Origin of the sequence: Bradyrhizobium sp. 604_D8_N2_3 (assembly GCF_051810765.1) — a bacterium.
Taxonomy (GTDB): Bacteria; Pseudomonadota; Alphaproteobacteria; order Rhizobiales; family Xanthobacteraceae; genus Bradyrhizobium; species Bradyrhizobium barranii.
This window is the reverse complement of record NZ_JBPWPM010000001.1, coordinates 2,343,197-2,357,967: the sequence shown is the minus strand read 5'-3', so window position 1 is coordinate 2,357,967 and position 14,771 is coordinate 2,343,197. Positions and strand designations below refer to the sequence as shown.

General features: G+C 65.0%; 12 protein-coding genes. 4 read left to right on the top strand and 8 right to left on the bottom strand.

The window, feature by feature from the left end; genetic code table 11:
• Positions 1-10 precede the first annotated feature (10 nt).
• Genes fba through AB7245_RS11035 form a run of 4 tightly spaced genes read right to left on the bottom strand, consistent with a single transcriptional unit; the run spans position 11 to position 5,074 of the window.
• Entirely contained in the window at positions 11-1,096 is a 1,086-nt protein-coding gene (gene fba / locus AB7245_RS11050) for a class II fructose-bisphosphate aldolase (RefSeq protein ID WP_063984963.1), read from the bottom strand.
• Positions 1,097-1,110: 14 nt separating this feature from the next.
• A complete protein-coding gene (gene tkt, locus AB7245_RS11045) occupies positions 1,111-3,132 on the bottom strand; it encodes a transketolase (protein WP_354113192.1) in 2,022 nt (673 codons plus the stop codon).
• A gap of 16 nt (positions 3,133-3,148) precedes the next feature.
• On the bottom strand, positions 3,149-4,024 hold the full coding sequence (locus tag AB7245_RS11040; protein ID WP_063984965.1) for a phosphoribulokinase: 876 nt from the start codon (positions 4,022-4,024) through the stop codon (positions 3,149-3,151).
• A 12-nt stretch (positions 4,025-4,036) separates the two neighbouring features.
• The gene (locus AB7245_RS11035) at positions 4,037-5,074 is read right to left on the bottom strand and encodes a class 1 fructose-bisphosphatase (RefSeq protein WP_085401322.1); all 1,038 of its coding nucleotides are present in this window, start codon (positions 5,072-5,074) and stop codon (positions 4,037-4,039) included.
• Between the two features lie 119 nt (positions 5,075-5,193).
• Between AB7245_RS11035 and AB7245_RS11030 the strand changes: the two genes are divergently transcribed.
• Both AB7245_RS11030 and AB7245_RS11025 read left to right on the top strand, forming a co-directional pair.
• Positions 5,194-6,171: a LysR family transcriptional regulator gene (locus AB7245_RS11030; protein ID WP_439034233.1), complete on the top strand. Its 978-nt coding sequence runs from the start codon at positions 5,194-5,196 to the stop codon at positions 6,169-6,171.
• A gap of 386 nt (positions 6,172-6,557) precedes the next feature.
• Complete coding sequence (locus AB7245_RS11025; RefSeq protein ID WP_085401323.1) at positions 6,558-8,948, top strand: TonB-dependent receptor; 2,391 nt, start codon at positions 6,558-6,560, stop codon at positions 8,946-8,948.
• Between the two features lie 83 nt (positions 8,949-9,031).
• Here the strand turns inward: AB7245_RS11025 and AB7245_RS11020 are convergent, their stop codons facing one another.
• The 4 genes from AB7245_RS11020 to AB7245_RS11005 form a co-directional block, all read right to left on the bottom strand.
• Positions 9,032-9,232 carry a hypothetical protein gene (locus tag AB7245_RS11020; RefSeq protein ID WP_244623442.1) on the bottom strand — a complete coding sequence of 67 codons (201 nt, stop codon included), beginning with the start codon at positions 9,230-9,232 and terminating at the stop codon, positions 9,032-9,034.
• 139 nt (positions 9,233-9,371) lie between these two features.
• Positions 9,372-9,791: a DUF4118 domain-containing protein gene (locus AB7245_RS11015; protein ID WP_085401324.1), complete on the bottom strand. Its 420-nt coding sequence runs from the start codon at positions 9,789-9,791 to the stop codon at positions 9,372-9,374.
• A gap of 140 nt (positions 9,792-9,931) precedes the next feature.
• The gene (locus tag AB7245_RS11010; protein WP_085401325.1) at positions 9,932-11,125 is read right to left on the bottom strand and encodes an MFS transporter; all 1,194 of its coding nucleotides are present in this window, start codon (positions 11,123-11,125) and stop codon (positions 9,932-9,934) included.
• 51 nt (positions 11,126-11,176) lie between these two features.
• Entirely contained in the window at positions 11,177-11,797 is a 621-nt protein-coding gene (locus AB7245_RS11005; protein WP_085401326.1) for a TetR/AcrR family transcriptional regulator, read from the bottom strand.
• 950 nt (positions 11,798-12,747) lie between these two features.
• Between AB7245_RS11005 and AB7245_RS11000 the strand changes: the two genes are divergently transcribed.
• Both AB7245_RS11000 and AB7245_RS10995 read left to right on the top strand, forming a co-directional pair.
• Positions 12,748-14,154: a tyrosine-type recombinase/integrase gene (locus tag AB7245_RS11000; RefSeq protein WP_085405591.1), complete on the top strand. Its 1,407-nt coding sequence runs from the start codon at positions 12,748-12,750 to the stop codon at positions 14,152-14,154.
• Between the two features lie 131 nt (positions 14,155-14,285).
• The gene (locus AB7245_RS10995; RefSeq protein ID WP_085405590.1) at positions 14,286-14,660 is read left to right on the top strand and encodes a YybH family protein; all 375 of its coding nucleotides are present in this window, start codon (positions 14,286-14,288) and stop codon (positions 14,658-14,660) included.
• Positions 14,661-14,771: the final 111 nt, after the last annotated feature.

Sequence of the window (14,771 nt, the reverse complement as noted above, 5' to 3'; positions counted from 1 at the left end):
CTCTGAATGATTAGGCGGCGACCGACTCGCGGGCGCCGATGCGCGGATCGAGCTCGCCGGCGCGATAGCGCCGCGCCATCTCGCTCAAGGGAATGACCTTGATCTTGCTGGCGTGGCCCGCGGTGCCGAACTGCTCGAAGCGATCGCGGCAGAGCTCGCGCATCGCATCCATCGCAGGCTTGAGGAATTTGCGCGGATCGAACTCGGAGCGCGTTTGCGCGGCGACCTTGCGGAACACCGCGGTCATCGCCAGGCGACAGTCGGTGTCGATGTTGACCTTTCGTACGCCGCTCTTGATGCCGCGGACGATCTCCTCGACCGGCACGCCCCAGGTCTGCGGCATCTCGCCGCCGAACTGGTTGAACATGTCCTGGAGCGGCTGCGGCACCGAAGAGGAGCCGTGCATCACGAGATGCGTGTTCGGCAGGCGGCGGTGAATCTCCTCGACAACCCGCATCGCCAGGATGTCGCCATCAGGCTTGCGGCTGAACTTGTAGGCGCCGTGAGACGTGCCCATCGCGATCGCGAGCGCATCGACCTTGGTGGCGCGGACGAAGTCGACGGCCTGGTCGGGATCGGTGAGGAGCTGGTCGTGGCTGACCTTGCCCTCGACGCCGTGGCCGTCCTCCTGCTCGCCGCCACCATGCTCGAGCGAGCCGAGCACGCCGAGCTCGCCTTCGACGGAGGCGCCCACCCAATGCGCGAGATCGACGACGCGGCGGGTGATGTCGACATTGTAGTCGTAATCGGCGGCGGTCTTGGCGTCGGCCTTGAGCGAGCCGTCCATCATGACCGAGGTGAAGCCGTGGGCGATGGCGGAGGCGCAGGTCGCCTCGTCATTGCCGTGGTCCTGGTGCATGCAGAGCGGAATGTCCGGATAGGTCCGCTCCAGCGCGTCGATCATGTGCGAGAGCATGAGATCGCCGGCATAGCTGCGCGCGCCGCGCGAGGCCTGGATGATCACGGGCGCATCGACCTCGGCCGCGGCCTGCATGATCGCAATACCCTGCTCCATGTTGTTGATGTTGAACGCCGGCACCGCGTAGCCGTGGTTGGCGGCGTGATCGAGCAGCTGACGAAGGGTGATACGGGCCACGAAGATTCCTCCTGTTATGGCTTGCCGGCGCGGGTGATCGCCCGCCGGGCGGCTTCGGCAATGCTTTGCGGCGTGATGCCGAATTCGCGGTAGAGCACGGGCGCCGGCGCAGAGGCGCCGAAGCCCCGCATGCCGACGAACTCGCCGTCAGTGCCGATCCAGCGATGCCAATCGCCGACTACGGCGGCCTCGATGCCGACGCGCGGGGCGGTGCCGAGCACACAGGCGCGGTAGTCCTCCGGCTGTTCCTCGAACAGCGCGAAGCAGGGCGCGGAGACCACGGCGGCGCGGATGTGTTCCGTCGCGAGCAGGCGAGCGGCTTCCAGCGCGATCGAGACTTCGGAGCCGGTCGCCATCAACGTGACGTCGCGACCGCCGTCCGGCGAGACGATGAGGTAGGCGCCGCGCGCGACACGGTTCCTGCCGCGCACGTCGCTGCGGAATGTCGGCAGCGCCTGACGCGACAGACACAGCACGGAGGGGCGATCTTCCGCCTCAAGCGCGCAGTCCCAGGCTTCGAGCGTCTCGACCGCGTCGGCGGGGCGGAACACCAGAAGATTCGGGATGACGCGCAGCGCCGCGAGATGCTCGACGGGCTGATGCGTGGGACCGTCCTCGCCAAGACCGATGGAGTCGTGGGTCATCACATGGATGACGCGCAGCCGCATCAACGCCGCAAGACGGATCGCCGGCCGGCTGTAGTCGGAGAAGGCGAGAAAGGTGCCGCCATAGGGGATGAATCCGCCATGCAACGCGAGGCCATTCATCGCGGCGGCCATGCCGTGCTCGCGAATTCCGTAGTGGATGTAGCCGCCGGCGAACGCACCACGCGCCACCGGAGTCTGCGCTTTGGCATGCGTGAGGTTCGAATGCGTCAGGTCCGCCGAGCCGCCGACCAGTCCGGGAATTGTCCCGGCAATGCCGTCGAGCACCTGTTGCGAGGCTTGCCGCGTCGCCAGCTTCGGACGCTCGCTGGCAAAGCGCTCGCGCAATTTCGCCGAGGCCTGGGCATAGGCCTCCGGCAGGGCAACGGCCTTGCCCTCGATGAACAGCTCACGCTGCGCGGCCGTCGCGCCTTCGTAGCGGTCGAGCCAGGCAAGACGCTCGACCTGCCCGCGCTGTCCGATCATCCGCCATGCCTTGAGGATCGGGATCGGTACCACGAAGGGCTGGTAGTCCCAGCCGAGCGTCCGGCGCGCCGCTGCCGTCTGCTCAGTGCCGAGCGGCGCGCCATGCGCCTTCTCGGTGCCCTGGCGGTCCGGCGCGCCATAACCGATGATGGTGCGGCAGGCGATCAGCGACGGTTTTGTGCTCTCACGCTCTTCGGCAATCGCTTGCGCAACCGCTTCGGAGTCGTGGCCGTCGACATGGCGGACCGACCAGCCGGACGCCGCAAAGCGCGCGAGCTGATCATCGGAAGTGGCCAGCGAGGTCGGCCCGTCGATGGAGATGCCGTTGTCGTCGAACAGCACGATCAACCGGCCGAGCTGGAGATGACCGGCGAGCGAGATCGCCTCCTGGCTGATGCCTTCCATCAGGCAGCCGTCGCCCGCGATCACATAGGTGAAGTGATCGACCAGGCCGTCGCCGTGCCGTGCATTGGCCATGCGCTCGGCGAGCGCCATGCCGACCGCGGTCGCGATCCCCTGCCCCAGCGGGCCGGTCGTGGTCTCGACACCCGGCGTGTGGCCGTATTCCGGATGGCCCGGCGTCTTCGAGCCCCACTGCCGGAACGCCTTGATGTCGTCCAGGCTGACGTCGCCGCCGGTGAGATGCAGCAGCGCATAGAGCAGCATTGAACCGTGCCCCGCCGACAGCACGAAGCGGTCGCGATCCGGCCAGTTGGGGTGCGCGGAGTCGAACTTGAGGAACCGCGAGAACAGCACGGTCGCGACATCGGCCATGCCCATGGGCAGACCGGGATGGCCGGACTGCGAGGTCTCGATCGCGTCGACCGCGAGGAAGCGGACGGCATTGGCGAGATCGTTGTGTGTGACTGCCGTGATGTCGGCTTCAGCGTGGACGGAGATGTTCATCGAATTCTCTCCCTGTTCACTTCAGATTTCGCTTGCGCTCGATCAACTGCATGATCAGCGGCGTCAGGATCAGCTGCATCGCCAGATCGAGCTTCGCGCCGGGACACACGATGGAGTTCGCGCGGGACATCCAGCTGTGGGGAAGCATCGACAGCAGATAGGGAAAGTCGATGCCGCGCGGATTCTTGAAGCGGATCACGACCATCGATTCGTCCGGCGTCGGGATCCAGCGCGCGATGAACGGATTGGAGGTGTCCACCGTCGGCACGCGCTGGAAGTTGATGTCGGTCTCGGTGAATTGCGGGCAGATGTAGTGGATGTAGTCGGGCATCCGCCGCAGGATGGTGTCGGTGACGGCCTCGGTCGAATAGCCGCGGGCGCTGCGGTCGCGGTGCAGCTTCTGGATCCATTCGAGATTGATGACCGGCACGACGCCGATCTTGAGATCGGCGTAGCGCGCGACATTGACCTTGTCGGTGACGACGGCGCCGTGCAGGCCCTCGTAGAACAACAGGTCCGAGTTTTCCGGCAGCCGCTCCCACTCGGTGAAGGTCCCGGGCGCCGTACCGTGCAGTGCGGACTCCTCGGCATCATGGACATAGTGCCGCGTCGTCGCGGTGCCGGTCTCGCCATAGTCGCGGAAGGCACGCTCCAGCTCCTCGAACAGGTTGGTCTCGGGGCTGAAATGGCTGAAATGCTTGTTGCCGCGTTCGGCCTCCTGCGCCATCTGCGTGCGCATCTCGGCACGATCATAGCGATGGAAGGCGTCGCCCTCGATGTAGACGGCGTTGACCTTCTCGCGGAAGAAGATCTGCTCGAACGTCTTCTTGACCGAGGTGGTGCCGGCGCCGGAGGAGCCGGTGATGGAGATGATCGGATGCTTCCTGGACATGGGTCGCCTCGCTCACAGCCGGAAGAAGCCGCGCCGCGCGAACAGCGGTGCGGAGATGCTGGCGACCAGCAGCGGATCGCAATGCAGTTCCTCGACGCGCTGCACCTCGTTGCTCGAGCCCATGATCAGCGGCACGCGCTGGTGCAGGCTCTGCGCCGATAGCTCGAGGATGCGCTCGCGCCCGGTCGTGGCGGAGCCGCCGGCCTGTTCGATGATCATGGCCATCGGGTGCGCCTCGTAGGTGAGGCGCAGGCGGCCGTCGCCATAGCCGGGGCGCGCGTCCGAGGGATAGAGGAACACGCCGCCGCGGGTGAGGATTCGGTAGGCCTCCGCAACCAGCGAACCGATCCAGCGCATGTTGAAATTGTGGTTGGCGGGCCCTTCGACGCCGGCAAGACATTCGTCGACGAAGGCGCGGACCGGCGTATCCCAGTGGCGGCGGTTCGACGCATTGATCGCGAATTCTTCGCACGTCTCGGAGATCTGCACGGCGTTGCGCGCGAGGCGGAAGCAGCCCGCCCTGCGGTCGAGCGTGAAGATGTCGACGCCGTCGCCGAGCGTGAGCACCAGTGAGGTCTGCGGCCCATAGGTGACGAACCCCGCAGCAAGCTGCGCCGAGCCGCGCTGATGGAAGGCGAGAGCCAGGTCATCCGGGGCAGGCAGGATCGAGAAGATCGTGCCGACGGTCATGTTGATGTCGATGTTGGAGGAGCCGTCGAGCGGATCGATCGCGACGCAGATTTTTGCCTCGCGGTCGCCGATTTGCGGCTCGCGCATCTCCTCCGACGCGAGCGCTGCGATCGGCAGTCTGCTGAGACAGCGGCGCAGGATCGCATCCGCCTGGACGTCGAGATCGCGCTGGAGATCGCCGTCGCTGTTGCGGCCCGTGGTCAGGCCCGATGCGTCCGCGAGATCGCCGGTGGCAATGAGGTCGGCGATCTCGATCGCCGCCGCTGCGATGGCGTCGACTGCGGCTGCCACTGCCAGCGCATGCGGCGCCGTCTCGGAATACCGTTGAAGGTGGTCGTCCAACCTGAGTTGCCCGGTCATCTGCGTCCATCCCCTTGCGGGCGCCGCATCCAGTTCCCTCCCCGCTGGAGGTCGGTGCGGTCGGTCCTAACGCGAGGAGATTGACAGGGGCGGCTTAATAAGGAAAATTTCTATTCATAATGAGCGCCAAAGAATTTTCTTATAATGGCCCCGGCCATGCGGCGGCCCAGCTCCGGCATCTGACGATCCGGCAGCTGCGCTCGCTTGCGGCGCTCTCGGCGAAGGGCAGCGTCACCGCGGCCTCGAGCCAGCTCGGCCTGACCCAGCCTGCCGTCACCCAGCAGCTCCGGCAGCTCCAGGACCTCGCCGGCCTGCCGCTGGTGCAGCGGACCGGCGACGGCATGCTGCTGACGGAGGCAGGCAAGGAGGTGCTGGCGCTCGCCGAACGCGTCGAGGCCGCGATCATGGACTGCCAGGGCGCGCTCGATCTGCTCGCTGGACGGACCGGCGGCGCGGTGCATCTCGGCGCGGTCTCGACCGCGAAATATTTCGTGCCGCATGCGATCGCGGCGTTCTCGAAGCGGCATCCGAAGATCGAGATCAAGCTCACGATCGGCAATCGCGAGGAGATCCGCGAGGCCATGCACGGCTACGATCTCGATTTCGCCGTGATGGGTCGGCCACCGGCCGACGTCAGCGTCGACGTGCGTCAGCTCGGGCGCAATCCGCACATCATCGTCGCGCGCAAGGGACACTGGCTGGGGAAGGATTCCGGCCTCAACCTGACCGACCTCGTGCACGAGACCTTCCTCACCCGCGAGCCGGGATCAGGGACGCGCACGCTGATGGAAGGCATGTTCCAGAGATCGGATCTCGAGCCGATCATCGGCATGGAGATGAGCAGCAACGAGACCATCAAGCAGGCCGTCATCGCCGGGCTCGGCATCGCCTTCATCTCGGCCCACACGGTGGCGCATGAGCTCGCCGAAGGTCGTCTCATCGTGCTCGATGTCGCGGGCCTTCCGATCGTCCGGCAATGGTACGTGATCCGCCGCAGCGACAAGGTGCTGCTGCCACCGGCGCAGGCGATGTTCGATTTCCTCGGCTCCGAGGGCTCGAACTATTTGCCCGACGTGCCCGAGTTCGGCGGACAATAGCCCGCCGATACTCACCCCATCAGCTTCATCGCGATCGTCGCGGCCAGAACGACGATGATCTGGAGCAGACGCTCCGTCGTGAAGATGCGGTTGAAGGTGGTCATCGCTTGGCCCGGCCGACGCAGGAGATCTCGATCGGCCTGTTGCTAGCACACGCGGGCGCCGAGATAACTCCGTAGTCGCCACGGATCCTGCCGGCGCGCCGAAACATGTGACCGCCTGGAACCCGACAAGTTTCGAACGATTCAAATCATCCTGCGCGGAATGGCCGCACGGTCACTTTGTTCATGCACACAGTGACTTCGCGTGCACGGATGCTCCTTGCCCCGCATCCGGCCGTGCAATGGGGAATCCGGGCGAGTTTTGAAAGAGTCAGGGAGGGCGCGATGAGCCACATCGCCGCCGCGGGAGAGCTTTTGTCTGCCGCAAGCTACATGTCCAAGCGCAATTTTTCGGGTATCGGAGGCGTGTTGACCGCGCTGATGACGTCAGCTGCGTTCTTCGCAAGTCCGCAGGCCTTTGCGCAATCCACGCCCGCACAAGGCGTGACGATTCCATCCGTCACCGTGACCGCGCCGGAAGCACAGCGCCGTACCAATCCCGCTTCGGCCGTACGCCGGTCGAGCGGCACGCGGAGCCGCCGGACGCAAACGGCACGGCGGCCGGGGACGACCGCCGCGCCACAGCCCTTCATGCCATCGCAGGACGCGCGCACCGGCACCGTCGGCTATTTCGCCAACAGCACCTCCGTCGCCACCAAGTCGAACACGCCGATCGTCAACATCCCGCAATCGCTTTCCGTCATCACCCAGCAGCAGATCCGCGACCAGAATTATCAGGGCTTGACCGATGTCACGCGCTACGTCCCGAGCGTCGCCGTCCACCAGGGCGAAGGCAATCGCGACGAGCTCGTCATCCGCGGCGTCGATTCCAGCGCCAACTTCTTCGTCAACGGCTTTCGTGACGACGTGCAATATTTCCGCGACCTGTACAACGCGCAAAGCATCGAGGTGCTGAAGGGCCCGAGCGCCCTGACCTTCGGCCGCGGCGCCGGCGGCGGCGTGCTCAACCGCACCCTCAAGGAGGCCGATGGCACCCGCATCTACCAGGCGACGGGGCAGACGGGCTCGTGGGGCGACCGGCGCGTCACGCTCGACGCGGGCCAAGCCGTCAACGACAACGTGGCAGCCCGGCTGAACGTGTTCTACGAGGGCAGCGATGCGTTCCGCGACTTCAACCATCTCGAACGCTACGGCATCAACCCGACCGTTACGCTGAAGCCCGACGACTTCACCAAGATCAAGCTGTCCTACGAATATTACCACGACGGCCGCACCGCCGATCGCGGCAATCCCTCGCAGGGCCTTCCCGGCGGCGTCACGCGCTTCAATCCGACGACGCCGTTCGCGCCGAACGGCAATCTCCAGACGTTCTTCGGCAGCCCCAGCCTCAATACCGCGCAAGCCACGGTGCAGACCGGCATGGCGATCATCGAGCACGACTTCCAGAACGGACTGTCGGTGCGCAACGGCACGATGGCGGCCGACTACCAGAAGTTCTACCAGAATGTCTATCCCACCGGCGGGCCGCTCGCCGGTGCCGTCAACGCAGCCGACACCGCGGTCAACCTTGGCGCCTATCAGCACACGACCAACCGCGACAATTTCTTCAACCAGACCGACTTCACCTACAAGGGCTGGACCGGGCCGATCGCGCACACCGTGGGCTTCGGCACCGAGTTCGGCCGCCAAACCGGTGTCGACATCCGCAACACCGGCGTCTTTCCGAACGGTACCAACACGATCGTGCAGAACCCGTTCGCTCCGACCTATTTCGGACCGGTCACCTTCGTCCACCACTTCACCGGCACCAACACCGATGGCGTCACGACACCGGATTCGAACAGTAAATATGCGCTGAACGTCGAGTCCGGCTACCTGCGCGACACCATCGAATTCTCACGCGCGCTCCAGCTCATCGTGGGCACGCGGTTCGACCGCTTCGAGATGTCGGCGCTGGACATGAACACCAACCTCAACCGCAACCGCACCGACAATCTGGTCTCGCCGCAAGCGGCCGTCCTCCTCAAGCCGATGGAGACGATGTCGGTCTACACCGCCTACAGCATCTCCTATTTGCCCGCCTCCGGCGACCAGTTCTCCTCGCTCAACGACGGCACGCTGATCCTGCAGCCGCAGAAGTTCGAGAACACCGAGGTCGGCATGAAGTGGAACATCAATCCGAGGCTGCTGTTCTCGACCGCGATCTACAACCTCAACCGCACCAACCAACCGATCGCGGATGGCAACAATCCCGGCTTCTTCCTGCCCTCCGGCAGCACGCTGACGCGCGGCTTCGAGGCGAGCCTCGTCGGCTACGTCACCGAGCAATGGCAGTCCACGCTCGGTTATGCCTATACCGATGCGAAGATCACCAGCGCGACGTCGGCGACCGTGGTGCCGGGCAATCGCGTGCAGCTCGTGCCGTACAATCAGTTCGCCTGGTGGAACAAGTACCAGTTCACGCCGATGTGGGCGGCCGCGCTCGGCATCATCTATTTCGGCGATTCCTTTGCATCGTCGGATGACACGGTGAGACTGCCGAGCTTCGTGCGCTTCGATGCCGGCGTCTACGCCACGATCGATGCCAACTGGCGGGCGCAGCTCACGGTCGAGAACATCTTCAACCGCGGCTATTGGGCGTCCGCCGACGGCAACAACAACATCTCGCCCGGCCAGGGCCGCACCGTGAGGGTTCAGGCGAGCTACCGGTTCTGACGGCTATGGCGCGAACGTCTGCGTCCCATCGCGTGTCGTTCGCGCCGTTCGTCATGGATACAAAAACCTGTGATGGTTAACGATCAGGCAGCGCGCTGGACGGCGGCGTAATCCGTGCGCGCGGCGAAATAGGCTTCCAGCTCCGACAGCGCCCGCGCTTCCCATTCGCTCGCCTGCTCCAGAAGCGACCAGCTCTGGCCCGGGCGGAATGCAGCGGTCTGGCGATAGAGCGATGCGATGCCGCGATAGCGGCGCACATTCTCAAAGATGGCGTGACCGTTCATGTTCAAAAACTCCCTCGTCATTCCCGGGGGAGAAATTGCGGCCAAATCTTTTTCGAAAAGTTAGCGGCGCGCGCCAAGCTCGCGGATGGTTGCCGGACTGTTGCGCCGGCGCAACGCGCCGCTTCCGCGCGAAGCGGATTTATTGCGAATTCGTTGCCGTGCTCTCGCCCGAGGGCTTCAGTCCACCGCGGCTGATCATTGCCATCGTCTCGCGGCAGAGATCGGCAAGGCCGATCAAGAGCACCGCGAGCAGGCAGAACAGGTTGATGGAATCCGCGCCCGCGCTGGAGAGCGGCATGAACTGGAAGAACGGCGGGATGAACGCCCACCACACCAGCGGAACGGTGAGCAGCGCGGCGAACGCCGCTGCCGGCGCGCCCGCGACGATTCCGAGCACGAACAGGCTGGGCAGGAACGCCGCGAAATAGAGCTTTGCGCCGAGTGCGACGCAGACGCCTTGAAGCGCGGCCGACACGGCGACGACGACAAATCCGAGCAGAAACGCCTGCCACGACCATGGCCGTACTCGCGGTACGCCAACCAGTCCCGCACGCCTCATCAGCCTCCCCCTGCCGCCCGTTAACCGGGCTCGCTTGCGACCAAAGTACTACAGCCGCAGGGAAACCGCGAGACGGAAATCGCACGGTGCTAGGCTACGTATCCAGGGCTTGGTAAACGGCCGCGGGCACGATCGTACCGCTACTCTGTCGCCGCATAGAGCAAGCCGGCGACGGGCAGAGCAAGGCCAATGGCCGACGCCAGCGTCCAGCCGCCTTGCGCGAAGGCCCAGGCGCCGACCGCAGAGCCGGCAGCGCCGGCGGCGAAGAACGTCGCCATATAGAGGCCGTTGAGGCGGCTGCGGTGCTCATGCCCGAGCGCGAAGATGGCGCGGAAGCCGAGCACGACGTTCCCCTGGACACCGATATCGATGGCGATCGCGGCCACGACCAGGCAGGCGAGATTCAGCATCGAGCCGGCCGCGCCGATATAAGTCACCAGGAAGCCGGCGGCCGCGAGCAGCATGGCGACCAGCGTCGCGATGCGGCTATGGCCGCGATCGGCGAGCCGTCCCGCGATCGGGGCGGCGAACACGCCGGCGACGCCGGCCAGCGCGAACAGCGCGATGCCGCGCTGGGAGAAGCCGAATTCGCTGGCGAGTTGGAGTGGCGCCACCGTCCAGAACAGGGTGAAGGCACCGAACAGGCTCGCCTGATAGAGCGCGCGGCGCCGGAGCAGCGGCGTGGTCCGGGCCAGATGCGGCATCGACAGCAGCAGCGTGCCGTAATGCATGCGCGCAACCGGCTTGCGCTTCGGCAGCGTCGTCCACAGCGCCGCCGCGAGCACGATCATCAGCGCGGCGGACATGAAGAACACCGCGTGCCATGACAGTGCTGCCGTGACGAAGCTCGACACCGGTCGCGCCAGCATGATGCCCAGCATCAATCCGGTCGAGACATTGCCGACGACGCGGCCGCGAATGGCTTCCGGCGCAAGGTGTGCCGCGTAGGGAATGATGATCTGCACGGCGACCGAGCCGAGGCCGATAAACAGCGCGGCGATCAGGAACGGCAGCGCGTGGGTGGCGAACGCGGCGGCCAGCAGCGCCGCGGCGCCGAGCGTGATGACGGAGCAGATCAGCGCGCGGTTCTCGACGAGGTCGCCGAGCGGCACGATGAAGAGAAGCCCCACGCCGTAGCCGATCTGCGTCATGGTGACGATCAGCCCGGCCGCCGCATGCGAGAGGCCGAGCGCGGCGCTGATCGGCGCGATCAGCGGCTGGGCGTAGTAGATGTTGGCGGCGACCATGCCACAGGCCGCGGCAAGCACGAAGGTCAGTCGTTGCGACACCGCATCCGGCCCGGGTGCGGTCTCGATCGTGGCATTCATCGTCATTCCAACAGACTCCAGATATCGGGAATGATCATTCCCTAATATGACACAAATTCAGGCGAGCAGTTTCATCGCGACGCCGACCAGGCGCTCGCCGTCGAGCGGCAGGCGCGCCTTGCCGACGACGCGCATTCCCTGCGTGATGCAGATCATCAGCCGCGCGGTGTCGTCGGTCGCGACATGGGCGGGAATCGAGCCATCGGCCTGGCCCTCGCGAATGAGGCCGGCGATGAAGGCCTCGTTGGTCTCGAGCTGGGCGTTGACGCGGGCGCGGACGTCCGGATCGAGCGCGGCGAGCTCGACCGCGCCGCCGACCACGATGCAGCCGCGACGGCCCTCGATCCCCTGGGAGTGCTCGACATAGGACAGCAACATATGGCGCAGTCGCTCGCGACCGTTGGCGCCGCGCGCGGCCGCGCTGCGGGTCTGCTCCCGGCGCACCACGGCATAGCGCTCGAAAGCGGCCAGGAACACGGCCTGCTTGTCGCGAAACGCCTTGTAGACGCTGCCGGTGGCAAGCCGCATGGCGGCGGTCAGGTCGCCGATCGAGGTGGCATGATAACCCCGCTCGCAAAATACGCGTACGGCGCGGTCGAGCGCAGTGTCCATGTCGAATTCCCGGGGACGGCCGGGTGGACGAGCAGCAGGCTGGGGACGGCGCGCGGCTTTTTGCATTGCGGGATAATAGGGAATGATTGTTCCCGAATCAAGGCACGTGGCTGTGAATGCGGGTGGATGGAGGGCACGCTCTCTCCCCATCGTCATTGCGAGCGTAGCGACTTGTCCGCCGAAGCTTCAGCGAAGGCGGAAGCAATCCAGAATCCCTCCGCGGAAAGGCTCTGGATTGCTTCGCTGCGCTCGCAATGACGGAGCAAGGGGCATCGGCGTCGTCCTCCAAATACCACTGTCATTCCCCGCGACCCGGCTACGCCAAGGCTTCGCCGGGGCTGAGGTCCAGGGCCGCCGAAGCTTTAGCGTAGGCGGCAAGCGGGGAATCCAGTACGCCGCGGCCTCTCGGCTCAATCACAGCCGTCTCTGGAATGCTGGATCGCCCGGTCAAGCCGGGCGACGACAGCGAGTGCTGCAGACGCACCATCGCCTTCTCGCGGCGCATCTCGCCCGAGCTTTGCTTCGTCGTTCCACCCTCGAAGCCAAGAGGGCGCAGGGAAGGCCGGGTGCTGACCTCGCACCCGCGGTCCGCTGCGCGAAAGGTAGCGCAAGGAAACCGCACAGCAGCATACAGGTGGTGCCGATCACTCGGCCTTCCCTGCGCGATGGTCGGACGGCTTATGCCGTGCTCTCCCGGGAGCCGAGTTCCTTCTGGCCTCCCTCACGCTTGCGAAAGTCACCGACACCGCGCCGGTTGACGCGACTGCCGCATTCGCAAAGCACTTGACCGTAGCAACGACGGCCAGGACCACACGTCTATATTTTGGTGTTCGGTGAAACACGCCGAAACTAAGAACACTCTTTAAAATAAGGGCTTTTCGACTACCCTGATGCGGGCTGTTTCAGCGGGCTTCACCAAAATAAGGGCCCGGCCCTAAGCCTTTCAGCGTCCGCACGACAAACTGAAAGCCCCAAAGCCGAGCCCTTTGGTCCCAAGCCTTAGGAGCCGAAACCACATGGATAGTAACATCACCCCCTCCCCCGCCGGCAAGCGGGGCCGCAATAGCAGCGCCATTCTGACCGACCGCATGTGCGAGAAACGCGTTGCCAAACGGACCAAGCTCTACGACCGTAAGTGCCCTGGTCTGTACGTCAGCATCACCACGGCAGGGGTGGCGACCTTCTCGTTCAAGTTCACCGACCGGGAGACCGGCAAGCAACGCACCGGCTGGCTTGGCGTCTACAATGCTGAGACCTTCACGGTCGAGGACGCCCGTAGCAAGGTCTACGGCCTCAAGTCCATGGGCGGCGAGGCGCTTGCCGAGACCTTCCGCGACCAGAAGACCGCGACGGCCAAGCGCGGCAAGACCGTCGCCGAGATCATCGACGAGCGAATCACCTGGATGAAGACGCCGGTCAAGAAGCCGGACGGCGAAATGCGGCCCCGGCTGGAGAGCTGGGAGAACACGGCAAGCCACCTCGATCGCCTCATCCGGCCCCGTCTCGGCAAGAAATTGGCCATGGAGGTCACCAAGCACGACATCGCCACACTCTCGAACGACATCGTCGCAGGCAAGTTCGGCAAGCCCTCGGTCAGCAACGCGCGCCATATGCGCAAGGCGGCCTCGGGCCTGTTCACCTGGGCGGCGGAGGCAGGCCGCGACTATGTGACCGCCAGCCCCTGCGTCAACCTGCCAAAACTCGATCCCGAACATCCCCGCACCCGGGTCCTCTCCGAAGACGAGATCAAGACGTTCTGGCACGGGCTGGACCGCAACGACCTTCCCTACGACCGCCGGACCCGGCTCGCACTCAAGTTCGAACTGGTCACTATGCTGCGCTCGCGCGAACTGCTCGGCGCGCATCGGGATGAGCTGTTTGACCTCGACGGCGAGCATCCGCGCTTCGACGTGCCGCTCAAGCGGGTCAAGAAGCGGCGGGTGATCCAGCAGCCGTTATCCGATCTGACGGTCGAGATCATCAAGGAGGCGCTCGCCTCGGATGGTCAGCAGTTTGTCTTCGAGAGTCCCATGTACAAGGGCCAGCCGATCCACCGGAAAGCGATGGCCGACGCCCTGCGCGGCACCAAGCACGAGACGAACAAGGACAAAACCAAAACCGCTGGCCTCTGCGAGCTGCTCGGTCTCAAGCCGTTCACGCCCCATGACCTGCGCCGGACGGCAGCGACCCTGGCCGGCGACCTCGGCTTCGACGACGCATGGATTGCGAAGTGCCTCGACCACGCCGCGAGCAAGAAGGCCGAGCAGATCGTGCCGACGGTCACCGGCAAAGTGTACAATCACTCCAAGCGGATGAAGGAAAAGCGCGCGGTGCTGGACGGCGTCGCGGCCGAGCTGCGGCGGATCGTCGGCGGGCGGACATCGAGAAAGGACGCCAATATCGGACTTCACGTTGCGGCCTGATCTATCGCCCCGCCTGAGCTTCGATCAGGCGGGCTTCAATCAGTAGTTCTGCGGGAGTGCGTTCAAGCAGCATTCATCACAGTCCATCTAAGTCCCGCGCCGGGAGCGGCGCGGCTGATGATGGAACCTCCATGCCTATTCCGAGGGATGACTTTGACCCTGTTGCCACAGTTGTAGACTGGCTCGACGCCTGCCGGCGTGGAGACGTCAACGCGCTGCTCGATCTGTATGATGAGCGAGCGGTGCTTGAATGCGCCTGCGAAGGCGTCAGCCTGACTGGGCGAGAAGCAATCGCTGCCTACTGGTCACCTAAGCTCGAAACGAAGCGAGTACTCTCATTTTCGCTGGACGACGTGAGCCTGACGGGCCACGGCGTTCAAATCGACTATCAAAATTACGAAGGCAAGCCGGTTCGCGTTTATTTTCGGTTCGGTGTCTCAAACAAGATCATCTACACAAGCTGCGCACCCATGGCTCGGGCGGCCGCCCGAAGCTCCGTCAACTGAGATAACGGTCCGCGCGGCCGCAGAGTTGCGGCCATTGTAGCTCTATCGAGCAGCCCAGCCGGCACGTCCCTAGCCGGCGGCACACATCAGCCCTTCGGCAGACACTCCGCT